A 24,761-nucleotide genomic window follows, 5' to 3' on the forward strand; every position below is an offset into this window, starting at 1 on the left:
AAAAAACGAGTATGGAATCGTAAACATTTCCTACTCGTTTTTTATTACAATGTTTAAGTTCTTTATACTTTATTTTTTAATACATACTAATTTCATTTCTGTCATTTCTTCTATTGCATATTTAATACCTTCACGTCCCGTTCCACTTTCTTTCACACCACCATAAGGCATATGATCTACCCTGAACGTTGGAATATCATTTATCATGACACCACCAACTTCTAACTCATCAATCGCACGCATTGCTTTGAACAAATTATTTGTAAATACTCCTGCTTGTAGACCGTAACGCGAATGATTTACTTTCTCTATTGCTTCATCAAATTCTTTAAATGTATTTACAGTCATGAGTGGACCAAATACTTCTTGGCACTGAACAGATACATGCTCTGGAACATTTGTTAATACAGTTGGTTCAAAAATCCTTGCATCACGTTTCTTACCACCGTATAAAACAGCTGCACCTTCCTTAATAGCTTCTTGCACCCACATTTCAATTCGCTCTACATCTTTTTTCGAAATTAAAGCCGATACATCCGTTTCTTCAAACAGTGGATCCCCAACAACAACTGTTTCCATCGCTTTCTTTAGCTTTGAAAGAAATTCATCCATTCTCTTTTCATGTACAAAAACACGCTGCACCGAAATGCAAACTTGTCCATTATTAACAAATGCTCCCCATTTTACACGCTCAATTATTTCATCTGTTAATTCTACATCTTCATCAATAATAACAGCAGCATTTGACCCTAGTTCTAACGTAACTCGCTTTAACCCAGCCTTTGCCTTAATTCCAATTCCAACTTTCGGACTTCCCGTAAAAGTAATGGAAGCAACATCATCATTTGTAACTATCGCCTCACCTACAGTTGAACCAGGACCAGAAATAATATTTAGAGCTCCTTTTGGTAATCCTGCCTCTTCAAACAATTCAACTAATGCATAAGACGATAATGGCGTTTGATCAGCTGGTTTTAACACAACTGTATTTCCGGCAGCAATTGCAGGGCCGACTTTATGTGCCACTAAATTTAATGGGAAATTAAATGGTGTAATTGCTCCTATAACCCCAATCGGTTTTCGTATTGTATATGCAATACGCCCATCTGCACCAGGTGCTGCATCTAGCGGTAGTGTCTCGCCGTATATACGCTTCGCTTCTTCCGCTGCAAATTTGTATGTCTGAACGGTACGATCTACTTCTCCCCTTGCAGCACGAATTGGTTTTGCAGCTTCTTTTGCAATAATCTCTGCAAATTCTTCTCTTCTTTCATCCATTTTTTGTGCAACCTTCTCTAAAATAGTCGCACGATCATATGCAGATAATGTATTCATTTTTTTCATTGCATTTTTTGCAGCAGTAACAGCCTCTTGTACATCTGCTTCCGTTCCTTGTGCAATTTCCGCTAACGTTTCTTCAGAATATGGTGCGTATAATGGTTTATACGTATTTACAGACTTCCAATCTCCATTTATATATAAATGCTTTTTCATAATTCTTCTCCTTCCAAATATATGTATACAACAATACTTAACCTAGTGAAAGGTCCGACTTATGTCATTGTATCATAGCCCTTATGCTGCCAAAAACATTATGCTCAAAAAAACTCTGCCATCTAGCAGAGTCTATGAACTAATTTGTTCTTGTAATGAAATTTGTTTTTCGTCTTCTAATATAACAATTGATTCTACAGTTTTTGTAACTTCTAATCTCTTAATATAGTGTCCATCTAATTCTTTCACACAAAACGTATAATTTTCAATTTCAATGAAATCCTCTTCAGCAATTTCTATATTCTTCGTTAAAATCCAACCACCGATTGTATCCACACCATTATCATCAATCGTTAAACCTAATAACGTATTCACTTCACTAACAAGCACTTTTCCCTCTAGTATTGTTTTCGTTTCACTCACTTGTTGAATTTCTGGTTGTTCATCTGTATCAAACTCATCTTGAATATCTCCAACTATTTCTTCTAAAATGTCTTCAACAGTAACAAGTCCAGACGTACCACCATATTCATCAATCAATATAGCAATATGTGTTCTTTCTTTTTGCATTTTTAAAAATAAGTCGTGTATTGGGATAGAGTCGATAACTAAAATGATCGGCCTAATATATTGCTCTACTTTCTTGTTGCTAACCGCCTTATGCTGCACAAAATCTGTGAAAATATCCTTAAAGTTTACAAACCCTATTACGTGATCTTTGTCACCATCAACAACTGGATATCTCGTATATTTTTCTCGAGACATTTTTTGCAAAGCCTCTTCAGCAGGCATTTCTTTACTTATAATATGCATCTCAGTTCGGGGTACCATTATTTCTTTTGCTATACGATCATCAAATTCAAAGATTTTGTTTACATATTTATATTCAGACTGATTAATCTCTCCATTTTTGTAACTTTCAGAAACCAATAGCCGTAATTCTTCTTCTGAATGAACCTCATCGTGCCCTTTCGGTGGTTTCAGCCCTAGCAACTTCGTAATAATTCGGGCTGATCCATTTAGGATCCAAATAAATGGAAACGCCATACGATAAAAGAAAATTAACGGTTTAGCAACAAATAAACTCACTTGTTCAGCTTTTTGAATCGCGAATGTTTTTGGGGCCAATTCCCCTATTACAACATGTAAAAATGTAATAAACAAAAACACTAAAATTACAGCAAAAATATCTGCTAGTCGAGTAGAAATGTTCAAATTTACAAAAAGCGTGTCAAACATTTGCTTTAACGCAGGTTTACCAAACCACCCAATCCCCAGAGCTGTAACTGTTATTCCTAGCTGACAAGCAGATAAATATTCGTCTAAGTTTGTAATGACTGTTTTGACAGATGTTGCGCGATTATTTCCTTCCGCAATTAAATAGTCAATTCGTGAACTTCGCACTTTAACAATTGCAAATTCTGCTGCAACGAAAAATGCCGTCAAGGCAATTAAAACAATCACTATACTTATACTATATATGTCCAAATACTTTTCCTTACTTACATTGTAAGCAAGGAAGCCACCTCCTACTTAATTTTATTCAAGTGAAGTAAGCATTCTAATACTCTAACAAAATTCTACATTAGCAACCACCTTTTTATATATTATATGCATACATAAAAAAGATATTTATCATTATGATAATCTAATTCATTTCCTTCAGTCAAATAATTCTAAATCTTAAGATAAAACATTTTTATATACACGATATATTCTTCATAGCTTCATTTCGTGAAAAAACACTTTCTTTGCCGATTCCACACTTCTTTTGTCACACTAGAAGGGAACTTACTTCATAGATCGAAATCATTCAACAGGATATATATAGGAGGGATTATTTTGGAATATAAAACACCATTTATCGCAAAAAAATTAGGTGTTAGCCCAAAGGCTGTTGTCCGGATTGCACAACAATTAAATCTTACGATAGAAAAAAATAAATATGGTCACTTTATTTTTACACAAGATAATTTAGACCAAATGTTAGAATACCATCTTTCACAAATAGAGCAGTCTCAAAATTCTCACCCTACTCAAAAAACATCATCAAACGATGTTGAAGAATTAAAAACTCAAGTAAATACAATTGTTCAAAACATATCATCGCATGATTTTGAGCAATTAGTCGCTCAATTAAACACAATTACGAGAAGGTTAGATCGAATGGAAGAACAAATGCAAGACAAGGCAAATGATGTAGTTACGTACCAACTTTTACAACATCGCCGTGAAATGGAGGAAATGTTAGAGCGAATTCAAAAGCTAGAAGCTGATCTCAAGAAAGAAGAACCACTATATATTACTCCCGATACAAAACCAACATATGAACGTGAAAAGAAACCGAAGCGCCGCAAAATGATTTTTAGTATATTTGGATTATAATTTTTAGACCCTTATTAAAATAATAAGGGTCTTTTTCATGAAGAATGATTTCATTTTAAATTAGTATCGTCTTTATTATACATATTCATTTCGGTTTATTTGGTTAACATAATATTTTTACTGTATTCTGCGATTAATGCCTGTGCATGAGCATTCCCTTGAATTACATCTCGAAACTCTTTTAAAGAATACAAATGCGTAGCCCCTTTTCGAGCATGAATTCGTACTGGTACACCTTGTAAAGTATCATGAAACTGAAATGGATTATCTATCGGTTCAATTGGGAAACCGAGTGTTAACAAATACATATACATTCTTTTTGTAACTGCTGCAATATACCATTCTGCTTTCGTTTCTAATGCATGCATAAATAAAATAGCGGTTAGTCTTTTGAAGTGTCCTCTCCCACGAGACGTTTTCGCAATACTTAACTTGCCTATTTCATACACATTTTTCAAATCTTTCACTAAATCATTTTTAGAAAACGGATAGAAAAACTCAGAATTTGATTGTTCAGGTACCGTATACTTAATACATTCTACTGTACCAATATGATGTTCATCTTCTATTAATAAAAATCTTGATGGATTTAAATTACGTTCTACGAACATTAAGTTTCTTTCTTCACAAAAATCTCCCCATAGTTGCTCGAACCAAAAATGTTCTTCCTTTGTTTGAACACGCTGGAACATATTTACCCGCCTTTCACATCGCCGCTCTGTTTTTGATAACGCTTTCACTATCTATCATATAAGAACAAATCTTCGTATGCAACTAAAAATATTTACGACTTATTATATTCTGCAAAATGAATTAAATTCCACCTTAATCGCCTTTTATCCCTCATGTACCGTTCTTCTAACAACATATTTATATTACTTTCAAATTCAAATCGTATGAAGCTTCTTTCCATACTGCATATAATTCTTCTTAATCTAAAAGAAATCCTTTAGGAAAAGGATTTCTTTTACTTCTTCATGCTTTTTAACCACTTCCCAAAAATTTGTACCATTCCATTTTTTCCAGCTAATTTCTCTTCCCCTTGTTTCGTTTTATAAGGATATAATTGCAAGAACACACCACATCCAGACTCAATCTTTTTACTATGCATATGACTTCCTGGATATACACAAATGACTTCATAAATGGCCCTTCGATAATAGACTCGCTTTCCATCTTGTTCTTCTACATATTTTATAGACCAGTACTTATACATTTGCTCAGTTGCTTTCGTATTTCCAACGTGCTGAAAGATATTGTACATTGGGCTATACTTCACTTCAATAATAATAGAAGATTGATATACGTATTTCCCTTCTTCCTTTACATAACAGTCTAAGCGAATATCCGGCTTCTTCGTATCTTCTCCATTATAAAAATTACTCCCTTTACTTAATGCAATAAGAGGATGTGTTTCAATTAAATCATTAAATGCGACATGTATTCTAATATCATCTCGATGTAACACCACTGTCGTTCCATCTTGTAATCCATCTACATAAAAATGTTCTTGTATTTGTTCACGAATGGAATTTCTAGCCTCGAAACCAATTTGCTCTAACATTGAAATAACGATAAAAAAAGCGTAATATTCATACACTAAAAATGTTGGTTTATAAACAAATAGTAAAGATGGAGATTGATCTATAGATTGTGGAAGTAAATCTAAATGCTGTAGTAATTGTTGATGTGGTATCGGTAAATTATGTGAGTTCATGTTACCCGTTTCAGAAATTTCTCTCCAAAATGGCGAATGCATTAAAGTTTGAAAGTATTGTACACTTCCATGTACAAAATGTGATAATATTTTATATTCTTGTATCTTCATAGAACTCTTTCGTAAATCCGCCTCTTTTAGTAAATGTATATTTTTATATTTTTGTTTCTCTCTATCGGTCACTGATCCATTACGCTCAATTGTTTGTATAATCGTTTTTACAGCTTGAAATTCTTCTGATTTCTTCTTTTTTGCTCTTTCTAATATTTCAATTGTTTGACGCAAAAAACTTTCAGCTTCAAGTAAATAGTGATAAAATTGCATCGCTTTAAATTTAAGAAATGCATTTTCCTTACTATTTTTTTGCTCTATAAACTTACGATTATAATATTTTGCATACGATTTTCTTTCCGCCACTATGGTTCCTTTTCTCGTTGCCTTTCGCTCCTTTTCTTCCCATTTATATTCATGTATAAATTTTGAACTTGATTCTATTTTCTTAAAAATTTGCTTTATCTTTTTCATTTTTTGTGGCAATTTTCTAAGTAACACTAAATAAGAAGAATCTTCAATATCACTAAGTGCAGAGAAAGTCTTTTTATAATACCCTCTATCTAAAATCAACTCATTCAAAATTGACTTCACATAGTTTTGAATCATTTCAAATTGATCATCAAAAAAATTTTTTGGCACGACTTGAAAAGCCCCATAATACGTTGTATCTTCTATACGCACTTCAAAATGATATAGACCACAACGCCATGGATAAAAGAATTCCGTTTTTCCATGTTCATATATTAATACCTTTTGTTTTTTTTCATTTATTTCATATTTTGACTCTTTTATATTTTTCTGTCCCTCATATACTTTATTCCATATAAAAGTAATATCCATAGGACTTTCGTAATGGTAATGTAATCTGAGTGGTTTTAATTCTTGTACTTTATAAATACATTGAACTAATGCTGTAGTAGATGTACAAAGACGATTTAACAAAATATATTCCCCTTTTGCCTCTGTTCCAATGATTAACTTTAATACAAAAGGGAGCGTTTCTTTCGTATCAACGATTTCTGTTTCACATCGCCATTCATTTTGCATATCCATACAACTCCAGTTCTCTACGCTTTTCTCTTATACATGCTAAAGAATGTTCAAATGTAGATACTCTGTTTGCAAGTGGAGATTGCAAAAGAGGTACTAATGTCGCCCCCCTTTTTACCTCTTCAGAAAGTAAAGAGCCAATCATCATTTCAGTCCCTCTTATTTTCGTCAATACACGTTGCTTTATTTGTAAATCAAATCCTTCTTCTCTACTGATCATATAGGAATGATTATTTTGGAACGGTATATTTTGTAAGTAAGTAGCTATTGCGTTTGCACATCGAAAAGAAATTCCCTTTGACATATCGTGTGATGACAATAGAACATGCAGCTTATCTAATAGTTCTAACTCTTCTTCAGAAAACACCTCAATCATCGTTTTATTCCTGACCCAATTTATGCGAAATTCTCCTGCAGTTACTTTCAGAGGTGGTTGTAATACAACTTTCTCTTGTTCCATATACATCTCACAAAACGGAATCTTTTGTAAAGTAATTAAATTTGTCCGATCTAATAATCGATCTGAGAGCTCTTTCGTTGTTTCATCAAAATTTACAGTACCTACAAATATAATATTTTCTCCAATTTCAATTGTTGATGGAATTGGATTTTCTTTTTCTTGTACACCTTCATACAAATTTAAAATACGATTTTGCTTTTCAAGTTGAAGAACAGATAGAAATGGAGTAAACCAATGCTCAATATATGACATATTCATTTCATCAAAAACGATTATATACAGCTGATTTTGATTTTCTTTTGCCTTCATTAACGCCCTAACTAATTTTGTTTCACTTTCAATAAAAGTACCATTTGGGTGAAGGTAACCAAGTAAATCATGTGGTTCTTGGTACGATGGTGAAATCGGGATCCAAACCAATTCTTCCCCATACTGTAATCCAAGTGCTTCCGCATAAGCTTGCACAAAACGGGATTTCCCAGCGCCCGGTATACCCCCAAGAATCGTTAACATATTTGTTTTCGTGCTTATGTGAAAATTATAAATGTCCGTTTCATCCAAATATAGCCCTTTATTACGCACAAAACTTTTTACATACTGTAAAAATACGGATTCACGTTCATCCCACTCCCATTCATCCTTTTGCACTTTTATTTCCTCTACTTCTACAAGCTTACCTTCCTCAGTCATTCGTTTTTTTAATTGCTCATACACATGATTACTTACAAAATACAATTGATCTTCTACCGCTATTTCTACATGCTTCAACCAGTCATTAAGGTCTATATACTTACATTCCCGCTGCTGTTCAACATATGCGATTGAACTAATTGATGATGACTTTAAAGAAATATTTCCATATAACCTTCCATCATGCCACAATAATTCTGGAGGCTCAAAGTCTTTCGGATATTTTGGCATTAGAAATGACAAATAACCATTACTAAGTTTTCTTTCTAAAGCCTCTCCTTTTCTGTAATCGGAAACTTTAGGTACTGGAATCATTTTATAGCCATTTGCCATTTCTCGCGGTTCTTCTGTACAAATTAACTCCGCGTATATATGTCCTCTTTCATAATAAAGACGAAACATAACCAATTGCTTTTCTAATTTTCTTTTCTTTAATTCCGAAAAAATTTTTTCATTCTTTTTATTGCTACATAAACCTTCAAATACGTATGGTTCATTTTTTAATTGCTCTTGTAACGTGAATGGTATTGGCGATAGGCATTGTACAAAGAAATTCTCCCCATTCTTCTCTCTCTCTCCTTTTGTAAACTTTCCGATAAACCTCATATAGTACATTCGTTTTATAAAACTTGGCTGAAGAGCTTTATGTAATTTCACCTTCGTCACCTTCTTTTTTTCATACTATTCTTAGTGTATGAACGAAACGAAAAACTAGAAACAAAAAACCTGACGTTATCCGCCAGGTTCAAAATGAAAACGTATATTAATGAGATGGAAAAGCTTTTTTCTCTTGTAAAATGGCATTATGAGCAATTTTCATTTTAGCAAGTACATATCGTAATCGATCTTCAGCGTTTTCATCTTTATTTTGCTGTAATTCCGCCAAATTCTCTACAGCACTCGCTAAATTTTCAATCACTCCTCGTAGTTCAGGATGATGATTAAAAAAGGATTCTTGCACTAATACTTTCCTTACTTCACTCGCTAAATCAACAATTCTGGTTAACTGTTCTTTTTCTTCCATTTTCATCCCTCCTGAATATCTTATGTATTAAATATTCTCTAGACAAAGAAAAAAGCCCTTTATTTAAAAGGACTTTTACATTTTTATATTTCCAGTTAATAGCATATAAAGTGATGTGATAGCTGCGATAACAATTGCCCACATTACATATCTCTCAATACCTTTAAAACAACGATTTCCTTTTTCTTTTCTTGCATACATGTAAACAATAATCCCGATTCCATACACGATTGAAACAAGTAATAAATTTTTCAAACCTGCTGCATATAGAAGCCATACAGAATAAATAGAAGCAATTAAAGCTAACGAGCCGTTTTTTACTTTTGCATCTTTTAGTTCGTTTGTAATAACTAATTTGAATTGGAATAACGCTGATAATAAATATGGTACTAAAATTGATGTTGAAGCTATGAAATACATAATTTGATATGTTGATTCTGAAAACAGAACGATTATAAATATAATTTGGGCAACGCAATTTGAAATCCATAATGCCATATGTGGCGTTTGTTTTTTATTTGTTTTCGTAAAGACTTTCGGAAACACGCCATCTTTTCCTGCTACGTGGGAAATTTCAGAAACAAGTAAAAACCAGCCTATTAATGTACCTACAAGTGAAGCAACTAACCCAATGTTAATCGCAACTGCGCCCCATGTCCCAACAACATGTTCTAATACATGTCCCATTGATGGGGTTTCTAACACGGAAAGCTCTCCTCTTGTCATCGCTCCCATAGACAAGACAGAAATTAAAATATAAATAGACATTACTAAAATAAGTCCAAGTACTGTCGCTTTACCAACATCTCGGCTATTTTTCGCTCTACCAGATAATACAACCGCTCCTTCAACCCCAATGAAAACCCAAAGAGTTACAAGCATTGTATTTTTCACTTGACCAAGTATAGAGGAAACTGATATAGTTCCTTCTCCCCAAAAATCATGTGTAAACGTATCCCAGCGAAACGCTGTTACCATTACAACAATAAATAATACGATTGGAACTAATTTCCCTATCGTTGCAATCACATTCATAATAGATGCTTCACGAATTCCAAATAAAATTAGAAAATGAAGTGTCCATAATAAAAGTGACGCTCCAACAATAGACGCAACATTATTTCCACCTTTAAAAATGGGGAAGAAATAACCTAATGTACTAAACAGTAACATGATTGTTGCAACGTTTCCTAAAATTCCTGCTAGCCAATATCCCCAAGCACTGTTAAATCCGATATATTCTCCGAAACCAGCACGTGCATAACTATAAATTCCGCCCTCAAGCTCCGGTTTTTGTCTTGCTAACGTTTGATAAACGAGCGCGAGTGGAATCATTCCCATCGCTGTAATACACCAACCAATTATTATAGAGCCGCTATTCGCTCCTACTGCTAAATCATGCGGTAAACTAAAAACACCGCCACCAACCATCGTTCCGACTACTAATGCAATTAATGGAAAAAAACCTAACTTCTTTTCTATTTGTACCACCCCATCTGTCATTCTAGGTGTTATGTTCGTTCAACTATTAAAGTCACCTTTTTCTCTAATAGACGTTTCTCTTATATTTTTTCAGGAAAACATTACTTATTCTAAAAGAAAATGAAGAAAAATGGAATACTTTTTTGAAAAAATGTATAAGTATGCACAAAAAAACCGTTCATTTTGTAATGAACGGTCATTTCATACATATAAATTTGTATATTTCTTGTAAAATTAACGAAGTAAATTCTCTTTTTGTAAAAATTGTTTCGCAACTTCTTCACTACTTTTTCCATTCACATTTACTTCATAATTCATTTTTCGCATTTCTTCATCTGTAATCTTCCCAGATAATGTATTTAATACTTTTTCAAGTTCAGGATATTTCTGTAACGTCTCTTTTCTTAATAATGGTGCTCCTTGATAAGGCGGGAATAGTCCTTTATCATCTTTTAGTACTTTAAGCCCATACTGCTCAAGTTCACTATCAGTTGAATATGCATCGATTACGTTAACATCCCCTGATTGAATGGCACTATAACGTAGTTTCGGTTCCATCGTTTTCACATTTAAAAACTTATAGTTATATAATTTTTGCATTCCTTTATAACCGTCTTCACGATCAGCAAATTCTAATGTGAATCCTACTTTCGCATCCTGTGCAATTTTTCCTAAATCAGAAATTGTATTTATATTATTTTGATCTGCTATTTTTTTCGGCATAGCTAGTGCATATGTATTGTTATACTCCATCGGCTTCAACATAACCATATTATATTTCTTTTCCATTCCAATGCGAGCCTGCTCATATACTTCATCCCGATTTGTGCTTTTTGGCTCTTCTTTCACGAAAGTAGATAAAGCTGTTCCCGAAAACTCAGGGTATATATCTACTTCTCCTGATTTCAACGCTTCAAATACAAACGCTGTTTTTCCAAGACCTGGTTTTAATTCTACGTGTAAATCGGTATCTTGTTCAATAAGCTGCTTATACATTTGAATTAAAATTTCAGGTTCTGATCCAAGTTTTCCGGCAATAACAATATCTTTCTTTTGTGTATTCCAAAGAAATGGAGCGGCGACCATTACAAGAGCGATGCATATCGTCAATATAACACGCTTAGAAGAGCGTTTTGGTTGTTCAAGTATGCGAAGTACTACATCAAAGAATAAAGCGAGTAACGCGGCTGGTACGGCCCCTAAAATGATAAGCGCATGATCATTTCGATCGATACCAAGTAATATGAGTTTTCCGAGCCCACCAGCACCTATAAGAGCTGCTAATGTAGCTGTTCCAACAATTAATACCATCGCCGTACGAATACCGGCCATAATAATTGGTAAAGCAAGAGGAAGTTCTACCTTCCACAGTCTTCTCCAACTATTCATCCCCATAGCTCTCGCTGCTTCGATTAAAGATTCATCTAACTCCCTTATTCCTGTATATGTGTTTCGTAAAATAGGTAATAGTGCATACACAACTAATGCAATAATGGCCGGAAGTTTTCCAATTCCTACTAACGGAATTAAAAGTCCGAGTAATGCCAGTGATGGGACAGTCTGCATAACTGCAGAAGTTCCTATTATAAATTCAGCCATTCGTTGTTTTCTCGTTAATAAAATGCCAAGTGGCACCGCAATAATTACTGCAAAAAATAGTGAAATAAGCGATATTTGTAAATGCTCACTTAATGCAGTTAGTAATTCTATTTTTCGCTCTTGGAACGTTTGTATAAAATCAGTCACTGTTTAGCCTCTTTCCTTCATTTGTTCAACAATGTAATTAACAATATGACGACTTGTTAAAGCTCCAACATATTGACCATTTTCTTCAATTGGAACGACTTCGTCAGCTCGTACACGAACTAATGCTTCTTGTAAAGAAGAATGCAATGATAGTGCATCCCCTTCTATCCGCATACTTTTATCAAGTGGTAATACATCTTCTATACTTTTCCCCTCATACCAAGGTCGCCCACGATTTCCAATGAACTCCTCTACAAACTCATTTTTCGGATTATGTATAATACCTTCTGGTGTATCTAATTGAACAACTTTTCCTTCTTTCATAATACAAATACGATCTCCAAGCGATAACGCTTCTTGCATATCGTGCGTTACGAACACAATTGTTTTTTGAATCTTTTTTTGCAATTGTACGATATCCTTCTGAAGCTGTTCCCTACTTAATGGATCTAACGCACTAAACGGTTCATCCATAAGAACGATTTTCGGGTTTGCGGCTAATGCCCGTACGACACCAACGCGCTGCTTTTGCCCTCCTGACAATTCATCAGGCATACGATCGCGATATACGTCTGGATCTAGCCCGACCATCTGTAGCAACTCATCGACACGAGCTTTTATTTTTTCTTTGCTCCATTTTCTCATTTCAGGAACAACTGCAATATTTTCTGCAATTGTCATATGCGGAAACAAAGCGATTTGCTGCAATACGTATCCTATATTCCAACGCAATTCATTAATATTATATTGTTGAATATCTTTTCCATCGATTAAAATAGATCCTTCAGTCGTTTCAATTAAACGGTTAATCATTTTCATTGTCGTTGTTTTCCCGCAACCACTCGGACCAATGAGAACAAAAAATTCTCCCTTTTTAATTTCTAAATGCAATGAATCCACTGCTTTCGTGCCATCTTCATACGCTTTTGACACATGATTAAATTGAATCACAAATACAACTCCTTTAATGTTGTTTCCTTTATTTTGATGGAATACGGCATTCATTTCAAATGATACGCTTTATAATTAAAAAAGAGCTCAAATTTGAGCTCTAACGGTCGAACAATATTGTTTTCATTATTGCAGCATATTCACGTACATACATTTTTTTCTTAGAGCGCATTGGTGTTTCAGCAGCTAGTGCCTCCATCTTTATTCCTAAACGCTTTGCAATTATTTTCGTTCTATATAAATGATACGTATTACTTACAATTACCGCATGTTTCACATCATATAAATTCTTACTAAACTTTAAATTTTCATACGTATTTGTAGATTGATCTTCTATTAAAATACGACTCTCATCTATACCATGTACCATTAAATAGTTTCTCATACTATGAGCTTCCGGTATATCTTCATCTTCTCCTTGGCCACCTGAAACAATTGCTTTCGCTTCAGGATGGGAAACTAAATATTCCAACGCTACATCCAAACGGTTTTGAAGAGATAACGACGGTCTATCTCCAAATAACTTTGCGCCTAATATAAGAACGTATGGAGAGTGATTACTCAATTTTTCACGAGCAACTTTCTTCATTCGAAACGTCATATAAAGGATGTATAGTGGAGGTAATAATACGATTATAAGTAATATCCATTTGTTCATATATACGTTTGCACTCCCTTTCTTTTTATTATATAGAAAAATAAAGGGAGACAGAAGTGTTTTTTAAACGATTGATTTATTAGAAACGTTCGTCCCTACTTTACGTTGTGAAAGTACATAATAAATAGCAATTCCTAATGAAAAGATCAATATACAGCTTAATACGTAAAAAGGAAGCATTACCCCAGCTTTAGATACACCAGCTGTAAACAGCATTAATAATACAATTCGTATTCCTGTACCAATTAATCGAAATAAGCTGTCTACACGTCCCATTACTTCGTTTGGAATTTCCTCCATCATCAATACATTTCTCGCCACTCTTGTACCCGCATTTCCAATCGCATGAAAAATCGCAATTCCATATAACAACATTACGGAAGGTTCAATAATCATTACGGTAATTGAAATTACATAAATGAACATCGTTATAACAATTGAAACTTCTGTTTTCACATATTTCATTATGAGTGGAATACAGATCCCTGCAACAACCGCTCCGACACCGTACATCATGCCCTCTATTGCATATACAGAGGCATTGGCTTTGAGTATATCCGAAATATAAACTGGTATTAAATAATTTGCCATCATGACACCGATAAACGGCATATAAGTAGCAAGTAAGAACCAAAAGAGCTTAGAACGTTTTTTCATAAAGTGAATTCCTTCGAACAATTGCTTCTTAAATGCTACTTTCTTTTTTACTTCCTTTTCCTTTACGTATGGTATACATAAGAACAGGAAAAATGCTCCTACAAAAGTTAACATATCTACTAACAAAATCCACTTTAAAGACACAATTTCAATTAGGAAGCTCGCTGCTGCTCCTGAAATAACTTGTGTTAACTGTCCTTGTATTTCCATTGTCCCACTTAAACTTTTATAATGTTCAGCTTGAAAAATTTCTTGGTTAAATGCAAAAATTGTAGGATAAAATAACAGATAGTAAAAAGATCCTGCTATATAAATAAGAATATAGTGAATAGAATGATAGGATTGCCCAGCAAATCCCCATATAACCATTATTCCAATTACGGCTATCCCAATTCCTTCGTTACATAACAATAAAGATTTTCTTGAGAAGCGATCAATACTTTGCCCGATAAACGGCGTTAATAAAAACATAATTAGAGTTGAGATGATGGAAACATAGCCAAACGTTGTCTCCCCTCCACTTTCTTTAATTAACAACCATGGAATCGTTATCATTACAATTCCGGAACCAATAGCTGATAGACTATTGGCTCCCAGAATGAAATACAAGCGTGAATCTCTATACAGAGATGGCATATCACTCAACTCCTAGTTGTTTTTTCACCTCTTTATATACGCTCATATATGCTTTTAATTCTTTAACTAAATCATGAATTAATGGTTTTGCATCTTCTCCCAGTTCACCGTCTTGTACATGAAGTCCATCAAGCACAACTTGTTTTGGGATTGCATTTGCATATACCCCTCTAGCAACAGTGCGCATACTGTTTAATGCGTTAATTCCGCCTTTACCGCCACCAGCAACCGCAAGTAATGCGACAGGTTTATGAACAAATTCACTGCTACTTAAGTAATCTAACGAATTTTTCAATGCCCCACTCATTGCATTATGATATTCAGGTGTACATAATACTACCCCATCAGCAGCTTTCACTAACGCCTTTAATTTTTTTACCGCTTCTAATTCACGTTGTGATTCTTCTCCGTTATATAATGGTAACTCTTCTATCGCTAAATCATATAATTCCCCTTCAAATTGATCTGCAATATATTTTGCCACTACGCGAGTTCTACCGAATTTTCTTGGTGTACCGTTAATAACAACTAGTTTCATTATTATTTCTCCCCTTTGTTTTCAAGTTACATTTATATATTATCAGAAATTTCTATACAAAACACGATATAAAGAGGGAACTAGCTTGATAAAATAGTATGATAGACGAAAAAAAGAACTCATACGAAAGTATGAGTTCTTCACAATTACTTTTTCTCTCCTTTTGGACTCAGTATGCCTATACTACCTTTAGCTTCAAAATGGGTATACGCTTTTTCTGCTAATTTGATACGTTCTTCGGGTAAGGCTACATATTTCATTATATTGTCTATTATTTTTTCGTACGAAGTAAATACAATTCCTGGCCACTCTATCTCGTCTTCGGGATTACTATTTTCCGAAATAATAAACTTCTTATTTGCCACTGCATAAGAAACACGAGGTGTTTCAAGAATTCCTGATAAGTAAAAATGAATATTTAAAATAATTTTAGACCTAGCAATTAGCTCATTTCTAGCAATTCCCCAAGCATTATTTTTAAAAACAATATTTAAATTGGGTGCAACTGCTTTTAATTGATCCAAAATAGCTTGCCGCCTCGGATTAAGAGCACCTATAAACAGTATATCAATGTCTTCAGTAATCTCATCTTCAAATGCATCTTTTTTTATTTCTAAAGTTGGTGCATAGTTCATTCCTACATGTTTTATTTCTTTTCCTACTCCTTTTTGTTTTAACCATTCTATATTTTGTTTACTATAATCCCAAATTTCCTTATCTTTTAATAATATTAAATAAAGTGGGTGCGCATAAGGGCTTCCTTCATATAGCTGTTCTAAGTTATAAATAATTGCATTTTTCGGAAGTAGATTCGGGTTATGTGCATACGTATGCGCTCCAAAAACAATTGTATTTTTTACATTTTCTAGTACTGTTTCTGATATGATTGCTGTATTTCCCTCCTGCTCTAATCGCCATTTCAAAGCTCGCGCGACATCTATGAAACTCCCATACGTCTTTGGGCATATAAACAGACAATAATCATATTCTTTATTCAAATATGCTTCCATTAATCTTAAATTATTTTTATATAAATCCACATCCGGATATTTAAGTAAAAGCTCATTTGCATGTTTTTTTGCTACTTTATATAATCCAGCATAATAAGCAGCAATGCACCTTCTTAATTCAATTTTTTGCCGATGCTCATCTGCTACGTCCATGTCTAAAAGAAGATTTGCGATACAATACGCTTTTAAATGATCACGATCATAATAGTAATCTAGTAGTGGCATCAATTCTTCATACGTATTTCCATGCACAGATTCACCTAGTTCAAGCGCCCATCGTATTAATTCCATGATTACTCCACTACTCCTTTAGCTGAAATTATATTTAATAAAATTTCGCATTACTTTCTACCATATTTGCTATATGAAACGGTAACTCTTCTTTTTTCGATTCCAAATATTTTTGTGACACTGCACCTAAATGTTTTTTATGCGGTATATAAAAAGCACTTATAGAAATCTCATAGTCAAATAAGTAATCATACACATGATAATCTACAAATAGAAGATCATCTTTTGGAAAAGGAACTTCCTTCCCCTGCAAGGCATACATCAAAGCAATATTATTTTCGGATTTTAATCGATACATTCTTGCAAGTTGGTATAATGGCTCAGCCCTAGTTGGTCTATACTCCCACGCTTTTTGAAAATAAAGAACAGCTAATGCTGTATATTCCTCTTCTTGTTTCTTAGCATTTTCTTTTTCATCCGCTTCTGTTACTTCATATTGTTTATTTGCTGAACGGTTTGCTAATTGTTCATAACAAAATCCTATTCGCAATAACGAATAGAACACCTCTTCAACCCATCCCCCTGCTTCCACTCGTTTTTTATACCATTTAATAGAATCTTCAAATTGATTTAAATGAAAATAAGTTTGGGCTAAATAAAATAAATATCTTATATGCAAATCTGGCGTTGTTTCTGGATCATTTAATCCTTGTAACAACAGCCTCTCATCTCTCTCAAACTTATCAGCTTTACTACCACCATCCCCAGGATCGTTAACGACAAGCGTCTCTAGCCTTGCTACTCTTGCAATGTAGTTCGCATCAACTTTGGAACGATCTATATCCCAATACTCATGAGTAACACCTACTGATTTCCATGGTAAAGAAGCTTTTAAAAGGCGTGTAAGCCAATACTTAATATGAATATCATATTGCAATGTAAGATAATGGTCTTCCGTTAAACTAGTCTTATCAAAATCAGGATCAACTTCTAATATCATATCCGCATCTAATATTAATAAATAATCTGCTTCTGGATATGTTTTTTGTGCCAATGAAACAGCTAAACTTCTGTTATAACCAAAGTTTTGAAATGGTTCATGATGAACTGTTCCAGGGATTTCATTTTCTTTACACCAATTTTCAATAATTTCAGGTGTATTATCAGTTGATCCAGTATCACAAATAGAAACAAAATCTACAATTGATTTTGTAGCATTTAAACACCTTTCCATAATTCTGGACTCGTTTTTAACAATCATACAAAGACATAACTTTTTTTCTTTCCCTACATTCTTCACTTGCTCATTTCCCATTTAACCACCTCATATTTTATTAACACGCTCTTTTCATATGTAACATCTTTTCTTAGCTACATTGATGACATAATCATCCTTTTACTATTTATGAAAACTTCATTTTATTTATTCTTATTTTTATGTTGGGACATCTTTCATGCCTCCCTTTATATTTGATACAATCAGCACAAATAAAAAATGATTGATTGCTATTTTTACACTATAAAAAAAAGAAACTTGCGTTTATACACAAGTTTCTTTTCAAAAATCATTTCCTATTTTTTCACAACTTCATGTCCACCGAACTGATTACGAAGAGCTGAAACTACTTTTCCGTGGAATGTATCATCTTCTTGAGAACGGTAACGCATAAATAATGACATCGCGATTACTGGTGCCGCCGCTTGAAGTTCAAGTGCCGTTTCAACAGTCCATTTCCCTTCTCCTGAAGAGTTCATTACCCCTTTAATGCCATCTAGTTTTGGATCATCTGCAAATGCCTTTTCAGTTAAGTCCATTAACCAACCGCGGATAACCGATCCGTTTGCCCATACTTTTGCAACATCTTCATAATTGAAGTCAAAATCACTTTTATCTAACACTTCAAAACCTTCAGCGATTGCTTGCATCATACCGTATTCAATACCGTTATGAACCATTTTTAAGAAATGACCACTTCCGACGCGGCCTGCATAAGAATATCCATTCTCTACTGCTAAATCTTTAAATAAAGGTTCTAATTGATCATAAATTTCTTTTTCTCCACCAACCATTAAACAAGCACCGTATCTAGCTCCTTCTACACCGCCTGATGTACCGATATCTACGTAATGTAAACCAAAGCTTTTCGCTTCTTCAGCACGACGTAACGTATCTTTATAGAATGAATTTCCGCCTTCAATAACGATATCGCCTTCCTCTAATAATGGATATACATCTTTTAATACTGACTCAACAACTTCTCCCGCAGGTACCATTACCCAAATTGTACGAGGAGCTTCTAGTGCAGCAATCATTTCTTTTAATGTGTGACGAGCAGTAATCCCCAAAGCCCCTGCTTTTTCAACAAGTTCTTTATTTACGTCATATACAACTACTTCATGCTTGTCCTCATGTAAATGTTCTGCTAACGGGAATCCCATTTTTCCTAATCCAATTAAACCTAGTTTCATATTAATCAATCTCCCATTCTATACAAATATATTTAATAACGAAATTAGTCCAAGTGCTACAACAGATAATATTGTCTCCATTGCAGTCCATGTTAATAATGTTTCTTTCACAGTCATTCCGAAATATTCTTTAATCATCCAAAATCCAGAATCGTTTACATGTGATAAAATTAATGACCCTGCACCTGTTGCAAGTGCTAATAGTTCAACGTTTACACCTGGTGTACTTGCTGCAATCGGTGCTACAATACCAGCTGCTGTCATCATAGAAACTGTAGCAGATCCAGTCGCGACTCGGATAAGTGCCGCAATTCCCCAACCTAATAATATCGGTGAAATATGAGATTCTTTCGCCATTTCTGCGATTGTCGTTCCAATTCCAGAATCTAACAATACTTTATTGAATGCGCCGCCTGCACCAATAACTAACAGTATGTTCGCAATAGGTCCTAAGCAATCATTTGTAAATTGTAATACTTTATCTTTTGAAAAACCTTTTGCATAACCAAGACTAAAGAAAGAATATATCGTTGCAATTAATAATGCGACTATTGGATCTCCAATAAAGTGCAATACTTGTGCAAGTTGACTCGTTTTGCTTAACGCTACTTCCGCAATCGATGCACCTAGCATAAGAAATACTGGAAGTAAAATAGTAAACAATGTATTTCCGAAACTAGGCAGTTCCTTCTTCTTATCTCTTTCAATAAATTGTTCTGCTATATCTAACGGTACTTCTTTATGTATACGAGCACCGATCCATTTCCCATAAAGCGGACCTGAAATGATTGCAGTTGGAAGTCCGACAATTAATGCGTATAAAATTGTCTTCCCTACATCTGCTTTAAAAATACCTACCGCTGCCATCGCTGCTGGATGCGGTGGCACGAGTCCGTGTACAACGGATAGTCCTGCTACTAGCGGAATACCGATTGTAATAAGTGATACCCCAGTTTCTAACGCAATTGTAAATACTAATGGAATTAGTAGTACAAATCCAACTTGGAAAAACACCGGAATTCCTACTAAAAATGCAACGAACATCATTGCCCAGTGAACACGTTTCTTCCCAAAACGACCAATTAATGTGTTAGCAATTCGTTCAGCACCGCCAGATTCGGCCATCATTTTTCCAAGCATCGTTCCTAATGCTAAAACTATCGCTAAAAACCCCAACGTATTACCAAGCCCTAATTTAATAGAATCGATAATCCCTGGATCTTTTGGTGAAGTTCCAATCAATGGCATTCCCATTGCTAACCCTACACCAATTGCTGTTAAAATTAACGCGACAAATGGATGCCATTTTACTACCGTAATAAGTAAAAGTAGTATGACAACTGCCGCTAGTACGATTCCAACTACCATTTCTCCCAATCCCCCTATTGTTTACGTTGGAAAGCAGCTATACAATCAAATTCTTCTTTCAAGCGATTGTAAAGTCGTTCATACATATAAAACATTTCTAAATATATAGCCGTATTTTCTTTATTCGGTACATGATGATGAACAATATCAATCCAATCCTTTACCTCTTCAAGAGAATCAATTTTTCCTACAGCATATAAAGCAACTGCCGCTGCCCCAAGCGCAGATGCTTCATGGCTTTCAGGAACAAGCAATTCTTTACCCATCATATCGGATAACATTTGTCTCCAAAATGCAGATTTCGCAAACCCTCCTGAAACACGTATTTCAGTAAGTGGTCCTGTACAATCTCTGATTGCGAGCGCTACTGAATATACACTCATACAAACACCTTCCATGACTGCACGTATAAAATGTTCTCGTTTATGCTGAAGGTTTATTCCGAAGAATGTACCACGAGCATTTGCATTCCAGTAAGGTGCGCGTTCTCCAGATAGAAACGGTAAAAATAGCAATCCACCCGCTCCAGCCGGTACACTTTCCGCATACTTAATTAATAAATCATACGGATCAATTCCAAGCTTCCTTGCTACTTCTTGCTCTGGACTACCAAATTCATCACGTAACCATCTCAGTAAAATTCCGCCGTTATTCGTTGGTCCGCCGATCACCCAGTGCTCCTCTGTTAATGCATAACAAAATGTTCTTCCTTTTTCATCCGTATTAACACTTGATGAAATTGTTCGAACTGCACCACTTGTTCCAATCGTAATTGCAGCTGAGCCAGGCGATATTGCACCAACGCCTACATTTGCAAGAACACCATCACTTGCACCAATAACAACTGGCGTATCTTCACAAATACCCATCTTTTGTGCTAATTCCGACTTCATACCCGATAAAATATATGTAGTTGGCACAGGTGTTGATAATTGTTCTGGTGACATATGTAACATCGTTAAAACATCTTCATCCCAGTTTAATGTTTCTAAATTAAATAACCCAGTTGCAGATGCTATCGAATAATCCACTACGTAACGTGAAAACAATTGATAAATAACATACTCTTTAATGGAAATAAATTTATAAGCGCTCGCATATAATTCTGGCTCTTCCTCTTTCATCCACAATAATTTAGAAAGCGGCGACATCGGATGAATTGGTGTACCCGTTCGTCTATATATTTCATGCCCATTCATATGTTGTAATAATTTTTCTGATTGTTTCGTACTTCGATTATCTGCCCAAATGATAGAACGCGTTAATGGTGCACCATTTTCATCTACAGCAATTAATGCGTGCATTGCAGTACTAATACCGATTGAAGAAATATCTTCAGGTGACACATTACCCTTTTTCATGGCAACGCTTACAGTTTTATATACAGCAGCACATATTACATCAGGATCTTGCTCAGCCCATCCGACATTCGGTTGAATAATTGGATAATCAACTGCATGTGACGCAACGACTTTTCCTTTTTCTGTGAACACAACCGTTTTTGTACTTGTGGTACCGATATCAATCCCGATTACTCTCCCCCTTGTTTCCATGCGAATCTTCCCTTCGTTTCTAGCAAAATATGATCTAGTAAACCGTTTACATGAATTAGTATATAAAATATTTTTTCTTTAATCAAGTTTTAAAAAGAAAATTTTTTTCATAACAAAAAATATATACCCTCATTCCATTTCACTTACATACTACATTTAACTTTTCCGTGTGGTAAAGTTGCGTTATATTCGTTACGCAACATACTCTTTTTCTTCCATTAACAATACATACCTAGTCCTTCCATACGTTCTACTCATTTGCATGAAAGAGCACTTAACATCACTATCAAGCTAAGAAAAATAACTACCTCCACAATGGGAATCTGTACATTTTGCTCTTTTTCTATTGTTTTAGGTTCACTCGTTCTTTTATCTTGATGGACATAGAGCACAGGTTCCTAATATCAGTTTATTAACTTGTAAATATATGTTCCATACTATAAAATCTAATAGCATTTATATTTTTCAGAAAAATAAAACAATATTTTAGACTTTATTGTATAATGTTGTAAAAAGATGTCGGAGGGATTTAATGTTACATAAAATATCTCAATTCACAATTAAGCTTTCATCAATTCTTTTATCACTATTACTATTATTAAATTTACCTTATTTATTTATCACTCAACAAGGATTCACCTTTCAACCAATTTATTTTTTTAACCAGATCGTTACTATGTTAAAACAGGTTTTCTCACCTGAATCATTGTTGGTTATAGGATCAGACCCAAAGTTTGGTCACTTAAAAACAACACCATTATTTCCAACTGTTTTAGAACCTTACCTATATTCGTTTATTGTATTATTTGTAGCCTTTTTGCTTGCGCTCTTTATCTCATCTAGCATGGCATTTCTTTATTTTTTAGCAAAAGATTATATAAAAAAATGGATAAACCGAATTGTGTTCATATTAGAAGCTGTCCCTGATATGATGATGATGATTTGTTTGCAAATATTTTTCATATGGGTACTTAAGAAATTCGGGGAAGCTCCTTTCACCATTATTTCTTTTAATGAAAATCGCGCTTATTTACTCCCTATTTTATCTTTAGCCGTCTTACCTACATTACAAATGTTTCGGATGATGGTGTTATACATAAAGGAAGAACATGGAAAACATTACGTAGAGGTTGCATATGGAAAAGGCCTTTCATCAAGTTATATACTATGCATTCATTTATTCAAAAATATATCTATCCACTTCTTCCACCATTTAAAAACGATTTTTGTTTTCTTGCTTTCTAACTTATTCATTTTAGAATTTGTTTTTAATATGCAAGGTATTATTCAATTTTTATTTAAGAAGGCGTTTATTTCACCTCCCGCTGCATTTATCATACTTGTCATGATTATTTTACCGTTTTATGCTATTTTTCAAACGCTCTCTCTCATGATGAATAGATGGCAAAAACAATTGAAAGGAGCAGCTTTATGAAATCTATTTGGAAATCAAAACGCTTTTTAATCGGCTTTACTTATTTATTCATACTTGTTTCAGCTAGTTTTATTTATAGTTGGTTCTTTAAAGATAACATCCCAAAACCTCCTCAGTTACTTTACAATGACAATAACGAATTACTCGGAAAGGCCCCCTTTCCACCATCGTTAATACCGCCTTTTGGATCTGATCGTTTTGGAGAGTCTGTTTTCTTACAAATTATAGAAGGAGCAAAATTCACTATCTTATTAGCTGTGGCAATTAGCTTCTTTCGAATTTTATTCGGAACATGTATAGGAATCCTCTTAAGTTTATATGCTCCAAAATTCAAGAGATTTTTCCAGGCATGCTCAGAAGTTTTTTACTATATTCCTACTTTATTTATCGCATTTATACTCATCACGCCCGTTAATATTGTAGTCATATCAAATGCTGATAGATTAGATCCAAATATTTCATTTGCGTTTTATCAAGTACTCGTACTTATTTTCGTCGCTCTGCCTACACTTTCTTTATATATATCCTCAGAGGTTGATGAATTTATGAAACAAGATTATATTTTAAGTTCACAATTACTGGGTGCTAGCCGTTTTCATATTATCAAAAAACACTTACGAGTCTTATTACTTGACCGCTTATTTGTGTTATTTATGGAACATATCGTCCAAACTCTCATACTCGTTATCCATTTAGCGTTGCTTGATATTGTAATTGGTGGGATACAAATGCGTGAACTCTATGACGGAGTACTCAAACCTGTTTCTCTATCGAATGATTGGGCAGGCCTTATTGGATTAAATCGTTATGAAATGAATCTTTCATGGTGGATTATTTTGTATACTCTCGTTTCATTCTTTATTACGATTCTATTTATTAAGCTTATGACAATCGGGATTCAAGATGCACTGAAAGCAAGAGATTTGCAAACTGTAGCAATTCAATCCGTTCCAGATCAAAAGAAATTTGTTAAACATAAAGATTCTTTTTCGTTTGCAAATAAAATGAACCTTTAATCAGGTCTCATTAATTAAGTATGAATTGGCATTGATATTTGTAGCATATAAAAAAGATGATCCCTATTGAATACAGGGATCATCTTTTTTATGGGGTCTAACTTTTTTACATGTACTTTGTTAGACTCATACTTTTT

Annotated in this window: 20 protein-coding genes; 3 read left to right on the forward strand and 17 right to left on the reverse strand. The window is 34.1% G+C overall.

Going from position 1 to position 24,761, the window contains the following annotated elements; all coding sequences use genetic code 11:
* Positions 1 to 69 precede the first annotated feature (69 nt).
* Both QCI44_RS16980 and QCI44_RS16985 read right to left on the reverse strand, forming a co-directional pair.
* Positions 70 to 1,494: an aldehyde dehydrogenase family protein gene (locus QCI44_RS16980; protein WP_016134393.1), complete on the reverse strand. Its 1,425-nt coding sequence runs from the start codon at positions 1,492 to 1,494 to the stop codon at positions 70 to 72.
* 132 nt (positions 1,495 to 1,626) lie between these two features.
* A complete protein-coding gene (locus QCI44_RS16985) occupies positions 1,627 to 2,982 on the reverse strand; it encodes a hemolysin family protein (RefSeq protein ID WP_016134392.1) in 1,356 nt (451 codons plus the stop codon).
* Positions 2,983 to 3,336: 354 nt separating this feature from the next.
* Here QCI44_RS16985 and racA point away from each other — a divergent pair, with 354 nt between their 5' ends.
* Positions 3,337 to 3,879 carry a chromosome-anchoring protein RacA gene (gene racA / locus QCI44_RS16990; RefSeq protein ID WP_016088026.1) on the forward strand — a complete coding sequence of 181 codons (543 nt, stop codon included), beginning with the start codon at positions 3,337 to 3,339 and terminating at the stop codon, positions 3,877 to 3,879.
* 95 nt (positions 3,880 to 3,974) lie between these two features.
* Here racA and QCI44_RS16995 read toward each other — a convergent pair whose 3' ends face one another.
* The 15 genes from QCI44_RS16995 to gntK form a co-directional block, all read right to left on the reverse strand.
* On the reverse strand, positions 3,975 to 4,571 hold the full coding sequence (locus tag QCI44_RS16995) for a hypothetical protein (RefSeq protein ID WP_016088027.1): 597 nt from the start codon (positions 4,569 to 4,571) through the stop codon (positions 3,975 to 3,977).
* Between the two features lie 275 nt (positions 4,572 to 4,846).
* On the reverse strand, positions 4,847 to 6,697 hold the full coding sequence (locus QCI44_RS17000; protein WP_016134391.1) for a hypothetical protein: 1,851 nt from the start codon (positions 6,695 to 6,697) through the stop codon (positions 4,847 to 4,849).
* Positions 6,687 to 8,507 carry an AAA family ATPase gene (locus QCI44_RS17005; RefSeq protein ID WP_116349077.1) on the reverse strand — a complete coding sequence of 607 codons (1,821 nt, stop codon included), beginning with the start codon at positions 8,505 to 8,507 and terminating at the stop codon, positions 6,687 to 6,689. The genes QCI44_RS17000 and QCI44_RS17005 overlap by 11 nt, the downstream gene beginning before the upstream one ends.
* Positions 8,508 to 8,613: 106 nt before the next feature.
* Positions 8,614 to 8,874: a hypothetical protein gene (locus QCI44_RS17010; RefSeq protein ID WP_016088030.1), complete on the reverse strand. Its 261-nt coding sequence runs from the start codon at positions 8,872 to 8,874 to the stop codon at positions 8,614 to 8,616.
* Positions 8,875 to 8,949: 75 nt separating this feature from the next.
* A complete protein-coding gene (locus tag QCI44_RS17015; protein ID WP_000129472.1) occupies positions 8,950 to 10,377 on the reverse strand; it encodes a basic amino acid/polyamine antiporter in 1,428 nt (475 codons plus the stop codon).
* A gap of 213 nt (positions 10,378 to 10,590) precedes the next feature.
* On the reverse strand, positions 10,591 to 12,102 hold the full coding sequence (locus QCI44_RS17020; protein WP_016134389.1) for an ABC transporter permease/substrate-binding protein: 1,512 nt from the start codon (positions 12,100 to 12,102) through the stop codon (positions 10,591 to 10,593).
* Between the two features lie 3 nt (positions 12,103 to 12,105).
* Positions 12,106 to 13,053 carry an ABC transporter ATP-binding protein gene (locus QCI44_RS17025; protein WP_016134388.1) on the reverse strand — a complete coding sequence of 316 codons (948 nt, stop codon included), beginning with the start codon at positions 13,051 to 13,053 and terminating at the stop codon, positions 12,106 to 12,108.
* A 100-nt stretch (positions 13,054 to 13,153) separates the two neighbouring features.
* The gene (locus QCI44_RS17030) at positions 13,154 to 13,711 is read right to left on the reverse strand and encodes a YdcF family protein (protein ID WP_016134387.1); all 558 of its coding nucleotides are present in this window, start codon (positions 13,709 to 13,711) and stop codon (positions 13,154 to 13,156) included.
* Between the two features lie 63 nt (positions 13,712 to 13,774).
* Entirely contained in the window at positions 13,775 to 15,004 is a 1,230-nt protein-coding gene (locus QCI44_RS17035) for an MFS transporter (RefSeq protein ID WP_098986486.1), read from the reverse strand.
* Between the two features lies 1 nt (position 15,005).
* Positions 15,006 to 15,542: an NADPH-dependent FMN reductase gene (locus QCI44_RS17040; RefSeq protein WP_016088035.1), complete on the reverse strand. Its 537-nt coding sequence runs from the start codon at positions 15,540 to 15,542 to the stop codon at positions 15,006 to 15,008.
* Positions 15,543 to 15,688: 146 nt separating this feature from the next.
* Positions 15,689 to 16,843 (reverse strand): CgeB family protein, encoded by a 1,155-nt coding sequence (locus QCI44_RS17045; RefSeq protein ID WP_016134385.1) that lies wholly within the window; start codon positions 16,841 to 16,843, stop codon positions 15,689 to 15,691.
* Positions 16,844 to 16,877: 34 nt separating this feature from the next.
* Positions 16,878 to 18,098: a tetratricopeptide repeat-containing glycosyltransferase gene (locus QCI44_RS17050; RefSeq protein ID WP_016134384.1), complete on the reverse strand. Its 1,221-nt coding sequence runs from the start codon at positions 18,096 to 18,098 to the stop codon at positions 16,878 to 16,880.
* A 257-nt stretch (positions 18,099 to 18,355) separates the two neighbouring features.
* On the reverse strand, positions 18,356 to 19,252 hold the full coding sequence (gene gnd, locus QCI44_RS17055) for a phosphogluconate dehydrogenase (NAD(+)-dependent, decarboxylating) (RefSeq protein ID WP_016088038.1): 897 nt from the start codon (positions 19,250 to 19,252) through the stop codon (positions 18,356 to 18,358).
* Positions 19,253 to 19,270: 18 nt separating this feature from the next.
* Positions 19,271 to 20,620 carry a GntP family permease gene (locus QCI44_RS17060; RefSeq protein WP_016088039.1) on the reverse strand — a complete coding sequence of 450 codons (1,350 nt, stop codon included), beginning with the start codon at positions 20,618 to 20,620 and terminating at the stop codon, positions 19,271 to 19,273.
* Between the two features lie 14 nt (positions 20,621 to 20,634).
* Entirely contained in the window at positions 20,635 to 22,173 is a 1,539-nt protein-coding gene (gntK, locus tag QCI44_RS17065) for a gluconokinase (protein WP_016134383.1), read from the reverse strand.
* 532 nt (positions 22,174 to 22,705) lie between these two features.
* Here gntK and QCI44_RS17070 point away from each other — a divergent pair.
* Positions 22,706 to 23,608, forward strand: a complete 903-nt coding sequence (locus QCI44_RS17070) for an ABC transporter permease subunit (protein ID WP_016134382.1) — start codon at positions 22,706 to 22,708, stop codon at positions 23,606 to 23,608.
* Positions 23,605 to 24,624: an ABC transporter permease gene (locus QCI44_RS17075; protein ID WP_016134381.1), complete on the forward strand. Its 1,020-nt coding sequence runs from the start codon at positions 23,605 to 23,607 to the stop codon at positions 24,622 to 24,624. The genes QCI44_RS17070 and QCI44_RS17075 overlap by 4 nt, the downstream gene beginning before the upstream one ends.
* The last annotated feature ends 137 nt before the right edge of the window (positions 24,625 to 24,761 follow it).

The organism is Bacillus cereus group sp. RP37, assembly GCF_040459695.1.
Taxonomy (GTDB): domain Bacteria; phylum Bacillota; class Bacilli; order Bacillales; family Bacillaceae_G; genus Bacillus_A.